The 20,267-nt window shown below is 57.8% G+C and carries 20 protein-coding genes; 4 read left to right on the plus strand and 16 right to left on the minus strand.

Translation table 11 applies throughout. From position 1 onward, the window contains the following. Positions 1–29: 29 nt before the first annotated feature. The 10 genes from gmk to efp all read right to left on the minus strand — a co-directional run bounded on the left by gmk (position 30) and on the right by efp (position 11,048). Positions 30–953: a guanylate kinase gene (gene gmk / locus QBL02_RS13305; RefSeq protein ID WP_282726906.1), complete on the minus strand. Its 924-nt coding sequence runs from the start codon at positions 951–953 to the stop codon at positions 30–32. A 36-nt stretch (positions 954–989) separates the two neighbouring features. After that, on the minus strand, positions 990–1,925 hold the full coding sequence (gene pyrF / locus QBL02_RS13310; protein WP_282726907.1) for an orotidine-5'-phosphate decarboxylase: 936 nt from the start codon (positions 1,923–1,925) through the stop codon (positions 990–992). A gap of 2 nt (positions 1,926–1,927) precedes the next feature. Beyond that, positions 1,928–5,233 (minus strand): carbamoyl-phosphate synthase large subunit, encoded by a 3,306-nt coding sequence (gene carB, locus QBL02_RS13315; RefSeq protein WP_282726908.1) that lies wholly within the window; start codon positions 5,231–5,233, stop codon positions 1,928–1,930. Beyond that, positions 5,233–6,435, minus strand: coding sequence for a glutamine-hydrolyzing carbamoyl-phosphate synthase small subunit (gene carA, locus QBL02_RS13320; RefSeq protein ID WP_282726909.1), 1,203 nt, complete (start codon positions 6,433–6,435; stop codon positions 5,233–5,235). The genes carB and carA overlap by 1 nt, the downstream gene beginning before the upstream one ends. Further along, the gene (locus tag QBL02_RS13325) at positions 6,432–7,010 is read right to left on the minus strand and encodes a hypothetical protein (protein WP_282726910.1); all 579 of its coding nucleotides are present in this window, start codon (positions 7,008–7,010) and stop codon (positions 6,432–6,434) included. Before QBL02_RS13325 ends, carA begins: the two co-directional genes overlap by 4 nt. Further along, positions 7,007–8,389: a dihydroorotase gene (locus tag QBL02_RS13330; RefSeq protein WP_282726911.1), complete on the minus strand. Its 1,383-nt coding sequence runs from the start codon at positions 8,387–8,389 to the stop codon at positions 7,007–7,009. Before QBL02_RS13330 ends, QBL02_RS13325 begins: the two co-directional genes overlap by 4 nt. Further along, positions 8,386–9,342, minus strand: coding sequence for an aspartate carbamoyltransferase catalytic subunit (locus QBL02_RS13335; protein ID WP_282726912.1), 957 nt, complete (start codon positions 9,340–9,342; stop codon positions 8,386–8,388). Before QBL02_RS13335 ends, QBL02_RS13330 begins: the two co-directional genes overlap by 4 nt. Next, on the minus strand, positions 9,339–9,863 hold the full coding sequence (gene pyrR, locus QBL02_RS13340; RefSeq protein WP_282726913.1) for a bifunctional pyr operon transcriptional regulator/uracil phosphoribosyltransferase PyrR: 525 nt from the start codon (positions 9,861–9,863) through the stop codon (positions 9,339–9,341). The genes QBL02_RS13335 and pyrR overlap by 4 nt, the downstream gene beginning before the upstream one ends. 201 nt (positions 9,864–10,064) lie before the next feature. Next, positions 10,065–10,478, minus strand: coding sequence for a transcription antitermination factor NusB (gene nusB / locus QBL02_RS13345; RefSeq protein WP_282726914.1), 414 nt, complete (start codon positions 10,476–10,478; stop codon positions 10,065–10,067). 6 nt (positions 10,479–10,484) lie between these two features. Beyond that, the gene (efp, locus tag QBL02_RS13350) at positions 10,485–11,048 is read right to left on the minus strand and encodes an elongation factor P (RefSeq protein ID WP_282726915.1); all 564 of its coding nucleotides are present in this window, start codon (positions 11,046–11,048) and stop codon (positions 10,485–10,487) included. 189 nt (positions 11,049–11,237) lie between these two features. Between efp and QBL02_RS13355 the strand changes: the two genes are divergently transcribed. Beyond that, entirely contained in the window at positions 11,238–11,798 is a 561-nt protein-coding gene (locus tag QBL02_RS13355) for a thioesterase family protein (protein ID WP_282726916.1), read from the plus strand. 12 nt (positions 11,799–11,810) lie between these two features. Here the strand turns inward: QBL02_RS13355 and QBL02_RS13360 are convergent, their stop codons facing one another. Both QBL02_RS13360 and fmt read right to left on the minus strand, forming a co-directional pair. Further along, positions 11,811–13,223, minus strand: a complete 1,413-nt coding sequence (locus QBL02_RS13360; protein WP_282726917.1) for a transcription antitermination factor NusB — start codon at positions 13,221–13,223, stop codon at positions 11,811–11,813. Beyond that, positions 13,220–14,176, minus strand: a complete 957-nt coding sequence (gene fmt / locus QBL02_RS13365; protein ID WP_282726918.1) for a methionyl-tRNA formyltransferase — start codon at positions 14,174–14,176, stop codon at positions 13,220–13,222. Before fmt ends, QBL02_RS13360 begins: the two co-directional genes overlap by 4 nt. A gap of 189 nt (positions 14,177–14,365) precedes the next feature. On the opposite strand from fmt, the gene trpB reads away from it, so the two are divergent. The 3 genes from trpB to QBL02_RS13380 all read left to right on the plus strand — a co-directional run bounded on the left by trpB (position 14,366) and on the right by QBL02_RS13380 (position 16,518). Beyond that, positions 14,366–15,571 carry a tryptophan synthase subunit beta gene (gene trpB / locus QBL02_RS13370; RefSeq protein WP_282726919.1) on the plus strand — a complete coding sequence of 402 codons (1,206 nt, stop codon included), beginning with the start codon at positions 14,366–14,368 and terminating at the stop codon, positions 15,569–15,571. Continuing rightward, complete coding sequence (locus QBL02_RS13375) at positions 15,568–16,203, plus strand: LysE family transporter (protein WP_282726920.1); 636 nt, start codon at positions 15,568–15,570, stop codon at positions 16,201–16,203. The genes trpB and QBL02_RS13375 overlap by 4 nt, the downstream gene beginning before the upstream one ends. A gap of 192 nt (positions 16,204–16,395) precedes the next feature. After that, complete coding sequence (locus QBL02_RS13380; RefSeq protein ID WP_282726921.1) at positions 16,396–16,518, plus strand: hypothetical protein; 123 nt, start codon at positions 16,396–16,398, stop codon at positions 16,516–16,518. Positions 16,519–17,922: 1,404 nt separating this feature from the next. On the opposite strand, the gene QBL02_RS13385 is transcribed toward QBL02_RS13380, so the two are convergent. From QBL02_RS13385 to QBL02_RS13400, 4 genes are all read right to left on the minus strand, one after another. Beyond that, positions 17,923–18,075, minus strand: coding sequence for a hypothetical protein (locus tag QBL02_RS13385; RefSeq protein ID WP_282726922.1), 153 nt, complete (start codon positions 18,073–18,075; stop codon positions 17,923–17,925). Between the two features lie 127 nt (positions 18,076–18,202). After that, positions 18,203–18,604: a hypothetical protein gene (locus QBL02_RS13390; RefSeq protein ID WP_282726923.1), complete on the minus strand. Its 402-nt coding sequence runs from the start codon at positions 18,602–18,604 to the stop codon at positions 18,203–18,205. A gap of 594 nt (positions 18,605–19,198) precedes the next feature. Next, on the minus strand, positions 19,199–19,348 hold the full coding sequence (locus tag QBL02_RS13395; protein WP_282726924.1) for a hypothetical protein: 150 nt from the start codon (positions 19,346–19,348) through the stop codon (positions 19,199–19,201). Positions 19,349–19,444: 96 nt separating this feature from the next. Next, on the minus strand, positions 19,445–20,267 hold an 823-nt coding region (locus tag QBL02_RS13400; protein ID WP_282726925.1), incomplete at its 5' end, for an RHS repeat-associated core domain-containing protein.

Below are 20,267 nucleotides of genomic sequence, written 5' to 3' on the forward strand. Positions count from 1 at the left end.
GCGCAACGAATTGTGGAGTGTCAAAGCACTCAGCGAGCGTCAGAGTCTCCGCTGATCAGTTCAACAAGACGCGCAGCTGCGCGTGGCACCTGATCGTTTACGATAATCTCGTCAAATTCCTCGGCTGCCGCGAGCTCGATCTTTGCGGTTTCAAGGCGCCTTGCGCGCTCTTCTTCGTCTTCCGTGCCGCGTCCGACGAGACGGTTCACGAGTTCGTCCCAGCTTGGCGGGGTGAGGAAGACAAGCCGAGCCTCTGGCATACTGGCACGCACCTGACGTGCGCCCTGCAGATCAATCTCAAGCAGCATTCGTTCACCGCGAGCGGCAGCCTCAAGCACAGGCCCACGAGGGGTGCCGTAACGGTACTTGTTGTGCACGGTTGCCCACTCAAGCAGATCATCGCTTGCGAGCATACGATCGAAAGCCTGGTCGTCAATGAAGATGTAGTGCACACCGTGCACCTCGCCCGGGCGCGCTGGCCGAGTGGTCACCGATACTGAGTGGCGAATGGCTGGATAGTTCTCGCGCACGTAGCTCGCGACGGTGCCTTTGCCAACCGCGGTGGGGCCTGCCAGCACGGTCAAAGCCGGAGCCTCATCTGCGGAGCCAGCGCCAACGCGCGCACGAGTGAAATCAATCAGGCGCTCTCGCTGATGCACGCCTAGACCGCCGAGACGCTTACGCGGCGAGATCTGCAGCTCATCAAGCAGACGAGCCGCTTTGATTTCACCGACCGCCGGAAAAGTCTGTAGAAACTCGGTCACCCGAAGCGTGGCAGCTGCGGATTCGCCTGCCTCCGCATCGGCAATTGCTTTCAGCGGCGAAAGCTCACCGCTGCGAAGCCGCTGCTTCACCAGGGCTCGCGCACGGCGCGCTTCAATTGCCGCGCGGTTGGCGGCAACTCGATCAACTTCGGGCATCTCGCGTGACGATGCCGTAACCTGCTCAGTCATTCCCACTATTGTAATGCCGTTTTATTGAAAGATCATCTAAAGTGCCTGGGCTAGCGCATCGGCTCGAGAACGGATACGATCTACGATTCCCTGTTCTCCCCCGGACAGGATGCTGCGCGATTCATTCGCGAGCACACCGCCAACGAGGTCGCCGAAGATGTCGCGAGCATCCTCAAGTTTGCCGCCCTGAGCACCAAAACCCGGTGCAAGTACCGGCAGTTGCAAGCGCTGAGTTGATTGATCGGCAGCGGCTGGGGCCGAAGTTGAGATATCAAAATCTGCGAGGTTGAGTGTCGCGCCAAGCACAACACCCACCGGACCAACGCCGTGAACACCCCGAGGTTGCGCTTCAAGCGAAGCGTCATCTTGCAGCGCTGGATCACTCAAAAGTGAAGCGTTGAAAGCCTGAGCGTCTTCCACCATCGCCTGCGCGACAGTACGACCATCGGCACGGCGAGCCAATTGCACCTCGCGCGCTTCGGGGTTTGAAGTCGCAGCGAGCACAAAGAGGCCCTTACCGTGATCCCGCACATGACCGAGCGCGCCAGCCAGGCTTCCAAAGCCCTGGTAGGCGGCAACCGTCATTGCGTCGCTCTCAAGTGGCGACCCTGGGGTCAGCCAAGCATCGGCGTAAGCCGCGAAGCTTGTGCCGATATCACCGCGCTTCACATCGGCGACAATAAGCAGGCCAGCTGCACGGGCATCGGCCAGCACACGCTCAAGAGCAACGTATCCAGCCGAGCCAAAGCGCTCAAAAAATGCGATCTGCGGCTTCACGCACGCGGCAACACCCGCCGCCGCGGCGACAACCACACGACCCATACGTTCGGCGCCTGCCGCGTCGTCGTTCAAACCCCACTCGGCCAGCAGGCCTGCGTGCGGGTCAATCCCTGCACACAGGTGCCGTTTGGCGGCGAGCTCGGCGGTGAGACGACCGGCAAAGGTCGCCTCACCGAGCACGGTTGCGCTCATACCTAGTTCGCTGCCGCGTTCGAGGCGGCCAGGACCGCGTCACGATCGGCCTGGTACTCCTGCAGCGACTTCACGTCGAACACGTCAACCTGAGCCGAAAGAGCACCGACGGCAGCCGAGAGTTCGCTTACGGTGGTGAAGATTGGCTTGTCCGCCGCAACAGCAGCCGCACGAATCTCGTAACCGTCTGCACGAGCCGACGAGCCCGACGGAGTGTTCACGATCATGTCGATCTCGCCGTTGTTAATCAGATCAACGATGCTCTCGCCCTCAGCATGTGCCGAGTGCTTGCGCACTGCTTCGCTCTCAATACCATTGCGCGCCAGCACCACCTGGGTGCCCTGAGTTGCCACGAGCTTGTAGCCGAGCTCCTGCAAGCGCTGGGCAGGCAGCACAATCGAGCGCTTGTCACGGTCTGCAACCGAGAGGAACACGGTGCCCGACTTCGGCAGAGCACTGCCGGCAGCAGACTGGCTCTTTGCGAATGCGCGCGGGAAGTCGCGATCCATGCCCATGACCTCTCCGGTCGAGCGCATTTCTGGGCCGAGCAGCGAATCAACCACAAGACCCTCGTGGGTGCGGAAGCGCTTAAACGGAAGTACCGCTTCCTTCACAGCGATTGGCGCGTCGGTTGGCACGCGTGAGCCGTCACGCTCTGGCAAGAAGCCCGAGTCGATCAACTGTTGGATCGTCTCGCCAGCCATAATGCGCGAGGCTGCCTTGGCGACAGGGATCCCGAGCGCCTTCGCCACGAATGGCACGGTACGCGACGCACGTGGGTTTGCCTCAAGAACGTAGAGCACACCCTGACCGATCGCGAACTGAACGTTCAGCAGACCGCGCACGCCGATGCCCTCGGCAATGCCAAGAGTTGCCTCACGTACCTGAGCGATCTGGTCGTGGCCGAGGGTGACCGGAGGCAGTGTGCAGCTTGAGTCACCCGAGTGCACACCTGCTTCTTCAATGTGCTCCATGATGCCGCCAACGTACAGCTGCTCGCCGTCGTAGAGAGCGTCAACATCGATTTCAATTGCATCGTCGAGGAACCGGTCTACCAGCAGTGGGTGGCCTGGACCAACCAGCGCGTGACCTTCAATGCGCTCAAAGTAACCGTGCAGTGATTCGGTATCGTAAACAATTTCCATACCACGGCCACCGAGCACGAACGATGGGCGAACGAGCACTGGGTAGCCGATTTCCTCGGCGATACGCACTGCGCCCTCTTCATCAATTGCGGTACCGTTGCGCGGTGCCGAAAGGCCGGCACGCTCAAGGATCTGCGAGAACGCGCCACGCTCTTCGGCAAGGTCAATTGCTTCTGGAGTGGTGCCGAGGATCGGGATGCCAGCATCTTTCAGCGGCTGTGCCAGCCCGAGAGCGGTCTGGCCGCCGAGCTGAACAACAACACCTAGCAGCTCACCTGATGCCTGCTCAGCGTGAATGACCTCAAGCACATCTTCGAGCGTCAATGGCTCGAAGTAGAGACGATCCGAGGTGTCGTAGTCAGTCGACACAGTCTCTGGGTTGCAGTTGATCATGATGGTCTCGTAGCCGGCCTCGCTCAGAGCGAAAGAGGCGTGCACGCACGAGTAATCAAACTCAACACCCTGACCGATACGGTTCGGGCCAGAACCCAGAATCACGATCTTCTTGCGGTCGCTTGGCTGCACCTCGGTCTCGAAGTCGTACGACGAGTAGTGGTACGGGGTGAGTGCCGGGAACTCGCCAGCGCAGGTGTCGACCGTCTTGTAGATCGGACGCAGACCGAGCCCGTGGCGCAGGCCACGAATCTCCGACTCAGAAACTCCGCGAATCGAAGAGATCTGAGCGTCACTGAATCCATGATCCTTCGCCTCACGCAGCACCTCGAGGGTGAGCTGTGGGGCTGCCGCGATCCGCTCAGCTACCTCGTTGATCAGCTGGAACTGATCGAGGAACCAAGGATCGATAGCTGTTGATTCAAATACCTGTTCAACGGTTGCGCCGAGGCGAAGCGCCTGCTGCACGTCGACGATGCGACCGTCGGTTGGGCGCTTGATGGTCTCAAGCAGTTCTTCAACCGAGCGAGTCTCCTCACCCCAGTGGAACGAAGTGCCGCGCTTTTCGAGCGAGCGCAGGGCCTTCTGCATTGCGGTAGTGAAGTTACGGCCGATAGCCATTGCCTCACCCACCGACTTCATGGTGGTGGTGAGGGTGTCATCTGCGGCAGGAAACTTCTCGAACGCGAAGCGAGGTGCCTTCACCACGACATAGTCGATGGTTGGCTCAAAGCTTGCTGGAGTCTTCTGGGTGATGTCGTTTGGAATCTCGTCGAGGCGGTAACCAATCGCGAGCTTCGCGGCGATCTTCGCGATCGGGAAGCCCGTTGCCTTCGAAGCGAGTGCCGATGAACGCGATACACGTGGGTTCATCTCGATCACGATGACGCGACCGGTTACTGGATCAACAGCGAACTGAATGTTGCAGCCACCGGTGTCTACGCCAACCGAACGAATAATGTCGATCGAGATATCGCGCAGCTTCTGGAACTCACGGTCGGTGAGAGTCAGTGCTGGAGCGACGGTGATCGAGTCACCAGTGTGTACGCCAACGGCGTCAACGTTTTCAATCGAGCACACCACAACGGTGTTGTCGCTGGTGTCGCGCATAAGCTCAAGCTCATACTCCTTCCAGCCCAGGATCGACTCTTCAAGCAGAACCTCGGTAGTAGGGCTGTAGTGCAAGCCGTCGCCAGCGATACGCACCAGGTCTTCTTCGGTGTAAGCGAAGCCCGAGCCGAGGCCACCCATCGTGAATGATGGGCGCACGACGAGTGGGTAACCGAGGTCTTTCGCGAATTCCTTCGCTTCTTCGAGGGTCTGCGCAATGTGCGAGCGCGCAACATCAGCACCTGCTTCGAGCACAAGATCCTTGAAGATCTGGCGATCCTCGCCGCGTCGAATCGCGTCGACCTTCGCACCGATCAGCTCAACGTTGTACTTCTCAAGAATGCCCTGCTCGTGCAGTGCCATCGCAGCGTTCAGAGCGGTCTGGCCACCGAGAGTTGGCAGAATTGCGTCTGGCTTTTCTTTCGCGATGATCGACTCAATGACCTCGGGAGTGATTGGCTCGATGTAGGTCGCGTCTGCGAAGTCAGGGTCGGTCATGATCGTGGCCGGGTTCGAGTTGACAAGGATCACTCGCACACCCTCTTCGCGCAGCACACGGCAGGCTTGGGTACCCGAGTAGTCGAACTCACATGCCTGACCGATAACGATCGGGCCTGAGCCGATAACGAGGACTGAGTTAATGTCTTGGCGCTTTGGCATTAGTTGTTCTCCTTCGCGCCAGACTCTGCTGCGGCGCGGTTCTTCACGAGCTGACGGAAACGATCAAAGAGGTAGAAGGCATCGTGCGGGCCTGCTGCTGCCTCGGGGTGGTACTGCACTGAGAACGCGGCGATATCGAGGCACTCAAGACCCTCAACAACCTGATCGTTCAAGCTGTAATGGCTCACCTGAACACGGCCGAGACCGGCAGGTGAATCATGCTCACCCTCGATTGGCAAATCAACTGCGAAGCCGTGGTTCTGAGCCGTAATTTCTACGCGACCGGTGCGCTTGTCGAGCACCGGCTGGTTGATCCCGCGGTGACCGAAAGGCAGCTTGTAGGTGCTGAAGCCGAGTGCGCGGCCGAGCAGCTGATTGCCGAAGCAGATACCGAAATATGGCACTCCGTCGCGCAGCATTTCACGCAGCAACTCGACCTGCTCATCCGAGGCCGCTGGATCGCCAGGGCCGTTCGAGAAGAACAGCGCGTCTGGTGCGAGTTCGCGCATTTGCGCAAGCGTGGTCGAAGCTGGCAGCACAACTACGTCGAAGCCATGCTCTGAAAGGTACTGCACGGTGGCGCGCTTGATACCGAGGTCGAGCACTGCGATGGTTCCGAGGCGTTCAACACCTGCGGCAACAGGCACCTCATACCGCTCCAGGGTGGTCACCGCAGCCGAAAGGTTTTTACCTTCCATGCTCTCCTGCTCGCGAACGAGCTTCAACTGCTCATCGACGCTCAGTTCGTAGTCGGCACCCGAGAACACACCGGCGCGCATTGCGCCAGCCGAGCGAATTACGCGGGTGATCGCACGGGTGTCTACCCCCGAGATACCAACAACACCGTCTGAGTTGAGGTCTTCGTCAAGCGAGCGCTCTGCACGGAAGTTTGAAACTCGGCGTGCAGGGTCGCGCACGATGAAGCCCGATACCCAGATCTTGCGCGATTCCATGTCGATGTTGTTGACACCGGTGTTTCCAATGTGTGGCGCAGTCATCAATACGATCTGGCCCGCGTACGAGGGATCGGTCAGGGTCTCCTGGTAACCGGTCATGCCGGTTGAGAACACAACCTCGCCAAGCGTGTGGCCGGTGGCGCCGTAAGCGCGACCTTCGTATCGCTTGCCGTCCTCAAGCACGAGTACTGCTGGGCCCTGTGGTACCGCGCTAGCGGGTGGGGCAATCGGGGCGGTCGATGTCATTTCGCGTCCTCCTGCGAAGTAGCGGTCGATACGGCGGATTCTTCCGCCGCTGAGTGTGTGATGTTTTGAATCGCTTCGGCAAAGCGTCGCTGTTCAGCTTTGCTTTCGAAGCGGAAACTAGATTCGAGTGCCGCGGCACTCTCGTTGGCGGTGACTTCACCCTCGGCAGCCTCGGCTGCCACTGGTTGCCACTGCAAGAGGGCAAGCCCCTCGCTCTCCACGGCTTTGCCGACTCGGCGACCAGCGGATCCCACGCCCTGTACCTGAGCCAGCGCAATGTGGGTTGGCTCTTCGCCTGCTACAGCAATCGTGACACCGTCGCTGAACACCGAGACCTCGGCCTGGCCCCGGTAGCGCAGACCTGGCACTGCGACCCGGCTCAGCGGCTCACCAATCGGGGTGGTCGAAACGTAAAGCACTCGAGTGAACTCTGCAATCAGCTCGCCGATCGGGGCGATAGCTGAGGTTCGCACTTGTGAATCACGTCGGAGTCGGGCGCGCCAGCCGAGCCACATGGCCAGCAGGGCGATAACTACGACAGCGATTACGAGCAGTGCGAATAGTGAGCGACTCACTGTGCGGCCTCCGCGTTCTTTGCTGCTGCCGCGACTGCGGCAGGCTCTACCAAATCTCCGTTATCGAGCGTGAGGTAACCCTTGCGCACCGTATAGGCGACGCGTCCAGGCAACTCCATCTCGAGGAACGGGGAATTTTTGCTCATGCCCTTGAGGTGCTCAAAACCGAACACGCTCGAGCTCTCTGGATCGACCAGGGCGATATCAGCGACCTGACCAACCTCAAGTGCGGTCGGATGCCCCTCAAGACGCCCAATCTCAGCAGGCTTCTGCGAAATCAGCTGCTCAAGCTCTGCCCAGCTCGCGTGACCCTCACGGATCAGCGACAGAATCGAGATTGGGAGCGCAGACTCGAGACCCACCATGCCAAAAGCCGCGGCATCCCACTCGCATTCTTTCGCTTCAGCGGGGTGTGGCGCGTGATCGGTTGCGATGATGTCGATTACACCCTCTGCTACGGCAGCGCGCAGCGCGCGCACATCTTCTTCACGACGAAGCGGCGGGTTGACCTTGTAACGCGGGTCATAACTGCGCGCCGTTTCTTCGGTGAGAATCAGGTGGTGCGGCGTGACCTCGGCGGTAACTTGCACGCCCCGAGCCTTGGCCCAGCGCACTACCTCAACCGAACCAGCGGTCGAAAGATGGCAGATATGCAGGCGCGCACCAATATGTTCAGCGAGCAATACGTCACGAGCAATGATCGACTCTTCAGCGACTGCTGGCCAGCCCTTCAGCCCGAGTTCGCTTGAGAGCGCACCCTCGTTCATCTGTGAACCCTCGGTGAGGCGAGGATCCTGCGCATGCTGCGCAACAACGCCGTCAAAGGTTTTTACGTATTCGAGTGCGCGACGCATCAGAAGCGGATCATGCACACACTTGCCGTCATCGCTGAAGACGCGAACGGCAGCGCGCGACTGCGCCATAGCGCCAATCTCGCTGAGTCGCTCCCCTGCCAAATCTTCGGTTACCGCGCCAATCGGTCGAACCGTGGCGTAACCCGCGGCGTCGCCGAGCGACTGCACCTGCTCAACAACACCGGCAGTATCTTGCACCGGTGAGGTGTTGGCCATCGGAAACACCGTGGTGAAGCCACCCGCAGCAGCGGCCCGAGTGCCGGTAAGCACTGTCTCGCTGCGTTCAAAGCCCGGCTCGCGCAGATGCGTGTGCAAATCAACCAGGCCGGTCATGGCGATCATGCCATCGGCCTCGATAACGCGATCACCCTCGTTTGGCGTGAGGCTGCCCGCAGCGGCGCGCTCGACGATACGACCGTGAGAGACACGCAGGTCGACCGCGGCTACAGATGCCGGGTTTGCGCCTCGTTCTTTCAGGTCAGCGGCGATCCGCGCCCCTCGAATGAGCAGATCTTGGTTCGTCACGAGGCGACCTCTTTCTCTCCTGAAAGCAACAAATACAGTGCGGCCATGCGAACGGACACGCCGTTGGCAACCTGCTCAAGCACGGTCGACCGCTCGCTATCTGCGGCAGCCGAAGAAATTTCAAGTCCACGATTCATGGGGCCTGGGTGCATGATGAGCGCGTGCTCAGGCAACGAACCTAGGCGCACATCGTCGAGTCCCCAGTTACGAGCGTACTCGCGCTCGTTCGGAAAATATGCCGCGTGCATGCGTTCACTCTGAATCCGGAGCATCATCACAACATCTGGCTGATCTTCGCGAATCGCCTCATCGAGTGAGTGGCGCACCGTGACGGGCCACTCGCGCGAGCCGTAAGGCTGCAGGGTCTCGGGTGCAACGAAGGTAACGTTCGCCCCGAGCGTTGTGAGCAGCCAAAGGTTTGAGCGTGCAACTCGCGAGTGCGCCAGGTCGCCAACGATGACGACCGAGATGCCGTTGAGGTCGCGGCCACGGCTTGCCTCGCCGAAGAGTCTGCGACGCATGGTGAAGGCATCAAGCAGCGCCTGAGTCGGGTGTTCGTGGGTACCGTCACCGGCGTTCAGCACGCCCGCATCGATCCAGCCGCTACTGGCCAGTCGAGATGGTGCTCCGCTTGCCGGATGGCGAATCACAACACCGTCGGCGCCAATGGCCTGCAGCGTCTGCGCGGTGTCTTTGAGCGACTCGCCCTTGCTTACCGATGAGCCCTTCGCGCTGAAGTTGATCACGTCAGCGCTGAGACGCTTAGCAGCGGCCTCAAAGCTAATGCGAGTGCGTGTGCTGTCTTCGTAGAAAAGGTTCACTACGGTTTTGCCACGCAGAGTTGGCAGCTTCTTCACCTCGCGCTGCTGGGTGGCAGCCATATCTTCAGCGGTGTCGAGGATCAACAGCGCCTCGTCTTTTGCGAGTGTGCGGGTATCGAGCAAATGCCTCATGAGATGGTCACCTCGTCAACTCCGTCGTGTTCGAGGAGTCGAACTGAGATGCGCTCGTGTTTGGAACTCGGCAGGTTCTTGCCAATGAAGTCTGCCCGAATCGGCAGTTCACGGTGCCCGCGGTCGATCAGTGCTGCGAGCCGCACCGCCTTTGGCCGCCCGTGGTCGTTCAGCGCGTCGAGAGCGGCGCGCACGGTGCGACCCGAATAGAGCACATCGTCAACGAGGACCACGGTTGCACCATCAATGCTCGGTGGCATGTCAGTGGGCTGCGGCACACGGGTTGGATTTTGGGCAAGATCGTCGCGATACATGGTCACGTCGAGTTGGCCGACGGGAACCACGGTTCCTTCGATACGTTCGATTGCTTCTGCAATGCGATGGGCCAGTGCTACGCCGCGAGTCGGAATGCCCACGAGAACGAGATCTTCTGCGCCCTTATTGGTCTCGATGATTTCATGCGAGATGCGGGTGAGTGCCCGCGCAATTTCGGCGCCCTCAAGGACCGTATGCGCTGCCATTTCACCGCCCCCCTTCTGCGCCTCACGGGACGCTGTTAAAGGATTGCTGTTAATGCCTTAAGTCTACACAAATTCTGGGCGGCCTTTGCACACCATTGTCCGCCGTGTTTGCGACCGCTTCGCAACAGATTTCGAAGCAATCATACAAAGACCCTCACAGGTCGAAACCTGCGAGGGTCTTTGTCAGATCCAGCGCGCCAATTACTCGGCGTGCTGAGAAATCTTACCGAGCACACCGTTCACAAAACGTGCGCTGTCGTCAGTCGAGTACAACTTCGCGAGTTCAATAGCCTCGTCGATCGCCACTGCCGGAGGAACCTCCGGGTTGTACAGCATCTCCCACGAAGCGAGACGCAGCACTGCACGGTCAACATTGGGCATACGCTCAATAGTCCAACCCTGCGCATAGCTTGAGATGAGCTCATCAATCTCGTCTTGGTGATCAACGACACCGTCAACGATTTCGCGAGCATACAGCCACGAAGCTGCGCGGTCGGGTTCGCCCGCCGCACGTTTCGCTTCAGCGGCAACAATCGCAGCCAGAGATTCGTTACGAACATCTGCCTGGAAGAGCATGTCTAGCGCACGCTTGCGCGCCTTAGTACGAGCTGACAACTGGGATCAGTCGTTTACGCGGCCGAGGTAGTCACCCGTGCGGGTATCGACCTTTACCTTGGTGCCGGTCTCGAGGAACAGCGGAACCTGGATCTCTGCACCGGTCTCAACGGTTGCAGGCTTGGTGCCGCCGGTCGAGCGGTCGCCCTGCAGGCCTGGCTCGGTGTAGGTGATTTCGAGCACTACCGATGCTGGCAGCTCAATGTAGAGTGGCTCGCCCTCGTGCAGAGCGATCTGAACGTCAAGGTTTTCAAGCATGAACTTCGAAGCATCGCCAACGACGGTGCCCGAAACAGTCAGCTGGTCGTAGTCCGACTTGTCCATAAAGACAAAGTCAGCGCCGTCCTGGTAGAGGTACTGGAAATCGCGGCGATCAACCAGAGCGGTCTCAATCTTTGCGCCAGCGTTGTAGGTTTTGTCGATGATCTTGCCCGACACAACGTTCTTCTGCTTGGTGCGAACAAACGCACCGCCCTTGCCTGGCTTCACGTGCTGGAACTCAACCACGCTCCAGAGCTGACCGGCTTCTTTAATGACGGTGCCGTTCTTGATGTCGTTCGAGGTTGCCATGCGGTGTTACTCCGGTTCGGGTAGAAAAAAGGATCAAGCGCCCAACGAGCGCCGGTCTATCCTACACCTGCTAACACTGGTCATGATGGGTACAGCAGCAAAAGCGACCCAGCGGATCGCCGTTTGCACGACTTCAACAAAAGATGAGCGGGCAAAAGCTGACGCCCAATAGGGTCGATAGCTATGCACATGATCTTTCGTACGCTGAGCCACCTCTGGTTTGTTGCCCCGCGCGGACCCCGCCTCGGATACGACGAGGTTTCCCGATCACGCTTCCGCGTATGGCCAACTGACCTCGACGTTCTCAACCATATGAACAATGGCAAGTACCTGTCGGTCATGGATGTCGGCCGTTATGACATGATCCAGCGAAATGGCACTCTCAAAGTTTTTAAAGAGCAGGATTGGTACCCGGTCGTTGTGGGTCAGACCATCTCGTATCGAAAGTCGCTCAACCCCTGGATGCGTTTCTGGATCGAGTCGAAAATCATCGGTTTTGATGATCAGGCCGTATACATGGAGCAGCGCTTTGTGCGACCAGACGCCAATGGCGAATTTGAGATTTACGCCCAGGCATACGTGCGTGGACGCATCCTGAAAAAGTCGGGCGGCGTGGTTTACCCAGACGAGATCATCGAGAAGATGGGCGCTGACCCGGCAATGTTTTCGGTGCCGGAAGCGATTCTGGCTTGGGGTCAGGCAAGCCGCCTACCGTCAACTCGCGCCGAAGCTCCGAGCATCTGGGAGTGACTCTCGCGGCATTCAGGCGCGACGTTCGACCAGCGCAATAAACATTGCGTCGGTGCCATTGCGGTGCGGCCAAAGCTGAGCGCTCAAGCTCTGCCCCGCAAGATCGAGTGGCTCACGAGCAACCTCATTCAGCACTGATTTCGCATCAAGTTCACGCAAATCAGGGTGGTTCTTCAGCAGCCCATCAAGCACGACGCGGGTCTCAGCCCGATGCGGCGAACAGGTAACGTACGCGAGCACACCGCCCGGTGCAAGGTGATCCACCGCAGCCTCAAGCAACTCAGCTTGCAACGCGGTGAGAACAGGCAGATCGGTTGGCTGCTTGCGCCAGCGAGCCTCAGGCCTGCGGCGCAGCGCACCAAGCCCAGAGCAAGGCGCATCAACCAAGATCCGGTCAAAACTCTCACCACCGTAGGCACCAGCATCGCGTCCATCGTGCGAAACAACCTCTACATGGTCTGCCACGGCGACGACCGAGCGGCGCACCAACTCTGCGCGGTGCTCTGACACCTCATTCGCCCGCACCGATGCACCACCGAGTGCAGCTTCTGCGCCGAGCAGGGCGGTTTTTCCGCCGGGGCCCGCGCAAAGGTCAAGCCATTTTTCGCCGCTGCGCACCTCGCGAGATCGCGTGAGTGCGAGCGCCGCCAGTTGCGATCCCTGATCCTGCACACGGACGAATCCGTCTGGCTCATCGATTGCACCAATGGCCTTCGCGGGGTCGCCACCCTCAAGTTCGAGACCGAGAGGCGAGGCACCGAGCGCTTCAAGCTGAACACCACGTTCGGGGTCGCTGCCGAGCACCGCCGCCGTTTCAACATCGATCGCAGCGCCGGGAAGCAGTGCAAGGCTCACCCGTGGCGGTACGTTGTCGGCCTCAAGCAGTTCTACAAGTTCATGCTCTCGACCCTCAGCTCGCAAGGAGTCACGGAGCGCGCGCAGCACCCAAGCGGGATGCGAGGTGCGCACGGCAAGAGCTGCATCAGCGTTTTTCGCTTCGTCTTCGATACGCGCATTCCACTCTTCGTTGCTGGTGCGGCCAATCGAACGAAGCACACCGTTCACGAAACCGGCAGCAGCTGGATTCGCCACCTTGCGTTGCAGTTCGACGCTCTCATTTACGGCAGCGTGCGCGGCGGTGCGCATCGAGAGCAACTGATGCGCACCAAGTCTCAGCACACGCAGTGTGCGCTGATCCACTTTGTCGATGCTGCGGCCGGAAGCCAGCTCGATGATGCGATCGTATCGGCCCCGGCCACGCAATGTGCCGGCAACCAGCTCGGTGGCGAGTCCGGCATCGCGCGAATCAAGTTTTGCTTCGCGAATACGTGCAGGCAACGCAAGGTTTGCATAAGCATCGCGTTCATCTACGTCACGCAAGACATCGTATGCAACGAGGCGCGCTGGTGAAATACGGGGGCTCATGAGAGCACCACCGATCCCCCGCGACCACGTAACCAGTCGGCGCCATTCATAGCTGCCTTACCAGCGGGCTGTACTCGTTCAAGTTCAAGGGCGCCGTCTACAAGGTCGAGGATCGCTTTGCCTTCGCGCATCTGCACGGTACCGGCAAGACGATCCGACGGTTCCGCCGCCTCATCCACCGTCGAAATCTTATGCAGTTTGAGTGGCTGATCTTCGCACAGCACATACGCCCCCGGCTCTGGCGTCACCCCTGCCCAGTGCGCAAGCACTGACGCGGTAGGCAGGGTGAGGTCGATCTTGCCATCTTCACGTCCGAGCTTGTGCGCGTAGCTTGGCTCCCCCTGTTGTTCATCGCCAGCATCTGCGTCGCTCGCGAGTGCCTGCACCGCGCCAAGCAAAGCGTCCGTGCCGAAGCTTGCAAGTTCGGTGAGCGCTTCGCCGGCACTTGTGCCCGGCGTGAAGCTCTTTTGGTCGCGGGTGAGCACCGCGCCTGCGTCAAGCGCCGCAACCAGGCGAAACACTGTCACACCGAGTTCTTGCTCGCCTGCCATCAGTGCGCGCTGCACAGGTGCCGCACCGCGCCAGTTCGGCAGCGTGCTGAAGTGCAGATTGATCCACCCGCGATGTGGCAGGGAGAGCAGAGGTTCACGTACGAGGCCACCGTAGGCGACGATGACACCCAGATCAGCACCAAGTTCGCGCACCCACTCTGTCGCGTTCTCGTCAAGCTTGTTCGCCTTGAAAACCGGCAAACCGAGTTCTGCTGCCGCTTGGGCCACGGGCGAGGGCGTGAGCACACGCTTGCGACCAAGCGGTGCGTCTTCGCGGGTAATCACACCAACGACCTCAAGATTTGTGACGTCGTGTGACGGGTCAGCGGCACCAGCAGCCTTCACGAGGGCGTGAAGGCTGGGTACGGCAAACTCTGGGGTTCCAGCAAAGACGATGCGCATCGTTCTATTCTCGCAGCAACTTTGAGTTCCTTCGTCGCTGAAGCTAATGCTATGCTCGCCTCATGCATTTCGTGAATCAGTGGTGGACCGCTTAACGGCGGTTCATTTTCGATTGCATTTTCATCGACACCGCCTCTCGGAGGCGGTGTTTTTTGTCTCAGGGTGGCGACAAAACACACAGGAGAACTCATGACCGAGACCCAGCTTTCCCGCTACCGCGCCAACGCCGAAGGTTACTTTGGCGAGTTCGGCGGTGCAGTATTGCCCCCGTTTTTGGTTGAGCCAATGGCAGAAGTTGCTGCGGCATATGAAATCGCGCGGAATGATCCCTCGTTTCAGGAAGAGCTTCAGTCGCTGCTGAGCAAATATGTTGGCCGCCCGTCACTGCTTTATTTCGCTGAAAACCTCACTCGCGAGCTCGGTGGCGCGAAGGTGTACCTGAAGCGCGAAGATCTCAACCACACCGGCGCCCACAAGATCAACCACACGCTCGGCGAGGCGCTGCTTGCGAAACGAATGGGCAAGACCAAGGTGATTGCCGAGACCGGCGCGGGTCAGCACGGTGTGGCGCTTGCGACAGCTGCGGCACTTGTTGGTCTTGAGTGCGAAATTCATATGGGCGCAATCGACGTTGAAAAGCAGCACCCAAATGTGGTGCGTATGGAGCTGCTCGGCGCAAAGGTAGTGCCCGTTGAACGCGGCGGTCGCTCACTCAAAGAAGCGGTCGACTCGGCGTTCGAGGTTTACGCTGGATCACCAGACGAGTACCTTTTTGCAATCGGTTCGGTGGTAGGTCCACACCCGTTCCCCTCAATGGTGCGAGATTTCCAGTCGGTCGTCGGTCGCGAAGCTCGCGCGCAGATTCTTGAGGCAGAGGGCCGTCTGCCCGATGCGCTCGTCGCGTGTGTCGGTGGCGGCTCAAACGCGATGGGTCTCTTTGATGCGTTCCTCGAAGACGAGTCGGTGCGCATCATTGGTGTCGAGCCCGCGGGCGAGGGTCTCGATTCGGACCGTCACGCTGCGACCATGACGCTTGGCACGGTCGGCGATATTCACGGCATGCGCACCAAGGTCTTGCTCGGTGCAGATGGAGAACCTGCGCCTGTGCACTCAATTGCCTCAGGAATCGACTACCCAGGTGTTGGGCCCCAGCACGCCCACTTGGAACAGCTCGGTCGAGCAGAATATGTGTCTGTGACCGACGAAGAAGCACTCAATGCTTTCCAGCTACTCACTCGCACGGAGGGCATTATTCCCGCGCTCGAATCTTCACATGCCATCGCGCACGTCGTAAAGCTCGCACCAACCCTGTCGGCAGACAGCATTGTGATCGCGAACCTCTCGGGCCGTGGTGACAAAGACGTCGACTTCGTCGCGGAGCGCCTACGCAAGTGACAGCTTCTGTCTGGGTTTCGTTGTTGGTGGCCTGCGTCGTAATTAGTCTTACGCCCGGCGCAGGCGCCATCAACACCATGTCAAATTCTCTCGCCGAGGGTTGGCGTCGCTCTATCTGGGGCATCATTGGGCAGCAGCTCGCGCTGGTCGTGTACATCGTGGTGGTCGCAGCGGGCGTCGGCCTAATGGTGTCGAAGTTCCCAGTGATTTTCGATGTCGTGCGTTACGTCGGTGCCGCATACCTGGCATATCTCGGTGTACGAATGATCTTCGCCAAAACAGATGCTGCCGATGAAGCCGATAGCGAGGTCTACACCCCACGACACGAAAGCGCTTGGGCGATGCTTCGCCGCGGCTTCTGGGTGAATATTCTGAACCCGAAGGCGATCGTCTTTTTTCTCGCTTTTATGCCGCAATTTGTGCGACCAGATCAGCCGCAACTCCCCCAGTACCTCATCGTCAGCGTGACCATGATCGTGATTGATGTCGCGGTGATGTGGTTTGTGTTCGCTGGCGCCGCTGGATCGTTTCGCAGGCTTACCCGCACCGCAAAAGGTAGGCGTGGGATCAACTACACATTTGGTGCACTATTCATTGCGGTTGCGCTGATGCTGCTGTTTATGCGGCACTAAGTCTGTTGCTCGGGGGCCTGCGAGCAATCCGCAGGCAAGCCAGGAGCCAGCTTCGTCTATGACAGACCCGGGCCGGTCAAGCAACGCCACCTAGCTTCGCCAGTTACTTCTGCATCGATCCCGGCAAGCTGCCCGAACACACCCCACACATTCGACGAAGCACCGTTCAGAATCGACACCTACCCGAGCTGCGTGCCACCAAAGAACGACGACGTGACAGCCTCACTGCTGTATTTGGTTTCGGTTTCGCGAGACAACGGACGACCGAGTCCGTCGTACGTGGTCTTCGAGCTACTCACCTCGTCAGTGGCTTAAGTTGGCATGTTGCGCCAGTCATACCGATAACTCGCGTGCTCAGATTCAGAGACCCCGTGCGCCCGTGTAATGCCGGGTTGCCCCAGCACAAATAGCGTGGGTCGCTCTGCGGCAATTGGATAATTTGACCGTGGACCATTGAATTGGAACGATCAGCCACACACAAAATGGGTATCTACTACATCTAACTTGGGTAGCCTAACGCACGAGATTGAGTGTGCTCTTTCGATATCGTTTCTGCATGCAAATACCATCGACGATAGTGCAAACGCTCAAGCGCATTTGGCCCGCGGCCATATCACTTATTGCAGGCATCTTGTCAATGGCATTCATCCTGGTTTTTATTTGGGGCATCAGCTTTGCGCTCATCGGAATCGGATTTGGAATCGCTGGCATACGATATTCGAAACCACTAGCCATTCCGGGACTGTGCCTTAGCGGATTTTCTGCACTAGCGTTTGTAGCAATTGCCCTACCGATAGTTATCCAGGTTGCTCTTGGCTATTAGAAACCCATCCAGCTACTCAGGTGCACATCAACTTCCTGCACGAATCAAAGTATTGAAAATACCTGGCACGCGACCAAAATTTTAGACAAGTTAAATACTTCGATGGAACATCCCCGAGCATGCGGAATCTGAAGCATTAGATTGAACGGTCAGTAAAGACCCAAATTCCACTTACTTCCAGCAATCAATGATTTGGGAGTGCAATGACCCCCAACTCGTTGAGAATCAGAGCAATACCGGATAGTGCACATAGGATCGCAATAAGTGCCATCATCCTCGGTGTCGATCTTGGAGCGTACGACTCAACCCAGCCCACCAGTGACTCTCTTTGCCGCTTGGCGAAATACTTTGCAACCGGTTTACGAAAGCTAAAGAGTACTACAGCGATTACTAGCCATACTCCTCCACCGATTAAGTGGTTAATGTACATTTTCAGCCAGTCGGTATTCTTACTAGCACTGAGCAGCCTGGCGCGGTACCCGAAAATGCACCGGAGCTGTTTCCCTCACAAAGTTGATGCCCATGAGGCATAAACCATGTCATAGAGACCCTCGACCAACGTACTTTCTTTTGGGGTCCATGTCGCCCAATTTTCTTCATAACTCACTGGATATGCGCCTTCAAGAGTGTGAAGCATCTACAGGACCATGTTCTTACTAAGTTTCGAAAACCAAGAGAATTCAATTACTTCCGTAGCTTGCAAAACTAGAAGCACACCAGTAATAAAAATCAATAATGCCGTCAGCAACACTGAACTTGGCGTGGAGCGCATCTCCGCTTCCGAGTTTTCCCCATTGCGAAATTCTCGATGACCGCGGGACATAGTGTTAGCAATCGCCCGCCGAAAAACAGCAAGCAATACTGATACAAAAATCCATACGAATCCAACGATCATCTCAACTTCGTTTCAGGTAATCGCCGGTTTTCACGCAGAACTTGTCTTCGCCCTCAAGATTCGGCAGCGCACGCCCGTCAAGATACGACGCGACACCGTCAGCTGCACACATTTGCGCGTCACGCTTCGGATTCAAGAGTTTTCGATCCGGCATAAGTTCGGTTGTTCGCGGTGGATCGATTAGTCCCGAACCAGCAACACTCTGCGGTTCAAACAGAGTACATTCGAAGCTGCCGACCAATGCAACCTCTCGTTCGAACCGCCCCCCTTTCAGCAGAAGCTCATCCCCTCTCTTGGCCCGACACCGCATCATGCTCTTGCTGCTTCGCCACTGCCACTTTTTCCCGAACTAACTCGGCAAACGAATGTACGCCCCGACCAGTGAAATGAAATGGCCACACAAACCAAACCGTGGTCGGTTGAAATTCAAAACGCTCACTCCCAACAGTGAGCCTGATCCCGGGCCCAGTGCTCATTACCGAACTCACCCTAACTATTTCAACTTTTGAAATCTCGCTGTAGGGAATCGTGACTTTCGCCTCAACATCCTTCGCAACCCCCGTGCGCACTGTGAGCACCGACTCTTCCAACACCAGAACTTGGAGCCCGTTATAGTTCGGATGCAATACCATGTCGCGCGCATGACACACATTGTCATTCCATGCTGAAAGACCAATACACATAGAGAAAACCTGAGCATTCGGAACAGCTCGCGCAACTCTAGTGCGGTAATACAACCACAGCAACGAAGCACATGGAGGACCCAAAATAAGGGCCGCGAGAGTTCCATATATTGCAAAGTGCAATCGGAATTCTGCATTTGGGGATGACTCTCGATACGCTCTCTCTATTCCTATAACACCTCTAGCGCCGCTACTAAGAAATAGTGCAACCCCCACCCCTAAAAAAGGGTTTTTGTAGTGCTTTCGTGCATCCATGCGTTTGGACCAGAACATCATTTACTGTCCTTTTCAGCAAGGTAATCCGCTGCACTTCCTGTGCCATAGCTCTGCGCGCCAAGACCGATAGCGTTCTGAATGTTAATCGCAACTATCTGCGCAGTTTTGGCATGGTTTGGCGCTTGAAAGTAGAAGGTCCCAATTGGCCCGGACGCTACACCGATTACCCCTACTCCGCAGCTCACAGTTATGTTTGAACAGCCAGTGAGCAGCAGAAGACTCATCGCGGCTGCCAAACCGACCAAAAATCTCCCAATACACTTTTTCTCACCACGAGATTGTTTCCTCCCACATGAAGTTTTCCACTGGGAAGCTCCACTATGACTTAATCGGCAAGTCAATAATGCCGAGTCCGTTTAAAAGCAAGAGAACTCCAATAACAAATGTCGTGATGCCTGATCGCGCAAATACCTTGGGGGTCGAAGCCATCTCATATGAGGTGACACCGAACGGAAGCTCTCGATGCATCAGCGCATAAAACCTCGATAGTGGTCGCCTTAATAGGAAAATCAGCACTCCGATACACATCCAAATAATCCCGGAAATCATAAGCCGTACCTTCTCTCATTGACTGACAAAATGGATCGTTATTCCCCCACTGCAGCCAACCTTGATCCCGTCAACCACACCGGTAAGGCCGCTCAAGAATGGTGAAGTTGAAACGGCAAAACCAAAGTAGACTCCTCCAACTGAGCAAGTGACATTGAGCGCAGATTGGTTCGGTTGCACCGCTGACAGGCCCACGGAGGAACCACCTCCGACGACTACGCCAACCCCGAACACTAGATTTGAATTGCTGTCAACACCTAGACATACAAGCGCACACCCTCCGGCGATTGATGAGACCCCGTAGGGTATCTCAAACCCATCTGTCATCCGTTTCCACGAACTTTCCACACGGTCTCCAATATCACTCGTGTGCTGTTTCCAAAAGTCCATATCTCGAAAACCATCCGGGTAACATCCAGGAGTCGCCGAGGACGAGGTACACGTTCGTGCAGAATCTGGATGCCGAGCCTCTCGCATCGATTCAAGTTCCGGCGTCAGCACCGCCCGCCAACCCGTTCCGTTCCAGTCATAGTGATTTGCTGCACCCGAGATGTTCGGCACTGACGCCTTTGACGGCGGATTCAGGATCGGCTTCCATGCACTGCCGCTGTAGTCATAATGATTCGCCGCCGCAGACGCATTCGGCGTTGAAGCAGCAAACCCACCCACATCAACAAACGTCACCGGATCCCCCAGCACATACGCATACCGGTTCAACGACTGCGGCTGCACCAGCAACCCAGGCCACGCGTCAGGAGCCATCCACGAACCAGATGCCGCATCATAGGAACGCGAACCAAACGCGACCACACCAGTACCCGCATCTTGAAGCTCACCG

Origin of the sequence: Leucobacter sp. UT-8R-CII-1-4, from assembly GCF_030010235.1 — a bacterium.
Taxonomy (GTDB): domain Bacteria; phylum Actinomycetota; class Actinomycetes; order Actinomycetales; family Microbacteriaceae; genus Leucobacter.

What these genes read in the sequence shown, in the direction of transcription:
- gmk (WP_282726906.1), bottom strand. Translation starts at nt 953, where the DNA reads ATGACTGAGCAGGTTACGGCATCGTCACGCGAGATGCCCGAAGTTGAT.
- pyrF (WP_282726907.1), bottom strand. Translation starts at nt 1,925, where the DNA reads ATGAGCGCAACCGTGCTCGGTGAGGCGACCTTTGCCGGTCGTCTCACC.
- carB (WP_282726908.1), bottom strand. Translation starts at nt 5,233, where the DNA reads ATGCCAAAGCGCCAAGACATTAACTCAGTCCTCGTTATCGGCTCAGGC.
- carA (WP_282726909.1), bottom strand. Translation starts at nt 6,435, where the DNA reads ATGACATCGACCGCCCCGATTGCCCCACCCGCTAGCGCGGTACCACAG.
- QBL02_RS13335 (WP_282726912.1), bottom strand. Translation starts at nt 9,342, where the DNA reads ATGAGGCATTTGCTCGATACCCGCACACTCGCAAAAGACGAGGCGCTG.
- pyrR (WP_282726913.1), bottom strand. Translation starts at nt 9,863, where the DNA reads ATGGCAGCGCATACGGTCCTTGAGGGCGCCGAAATTGCGCGGGCACTC.
- efp (WP_282726915.1), bottom strand. Translation starts at nt 11,048, where the DNA reads ATGGCAACCTCGAACGACATCAAGAACGGCACCGTCATTAAAGAAGCC.
- QBL02_RS13355 (WP_282726916.1), top strand. Translation starts at nt 11,238, where the DNA reads ATGATCTTTCGTACGCTGAGCCACCTCTGGTTTGTTGCCCCGCGCGGA.
- QBL02_RS13360 (WP_282726917.1), bottom strand. Translation starts at nt 13,223, where the DNA reads ATGAGCCCCCGTATTTCACCAGCGCGCCTCGTTGCATACGATGTCTTG.
- fmt (WP_282726918.1), bottom strand. Translation starts at nt 14,176, where the DNA reads ATGCGCATCGTCTTTGCTGGAACCCCAGAGTTTGCCGTACCCAGCCTT.
- trpB (WP_282726919.1), top strand. Translation starts at nt 14,366, where the DNA reads ATGACCGAGACCCAGCTTTCCCGCTACCGCGCCAACGCCGAAGGTTAC.
- QBL02_RS13385 (WP_282726922.1), bottom strand. Translation starts at nt 18,075, where the DNA reads ATGCCGGATCGAAAACTCTTGAATCCGAAGCGTGACGCGCAAATGTGT.
- QBL02_RS13390 (WP_282726923.1), bottom strand. Translation starts at nt 18,604, where the DNA reads ATGTGTATTGGTCTTTCAGCATGGAATGACAATGTGTGTCATGCGCGC.
- QBL02_RS13395 (WP_282726924.1), bottom strand. Translation starts at nt 19,348, where the DNA reads ATGCATCGAGAGCTTCCGTTCGGTGTCACCTCATATGAGATGGCTTCG.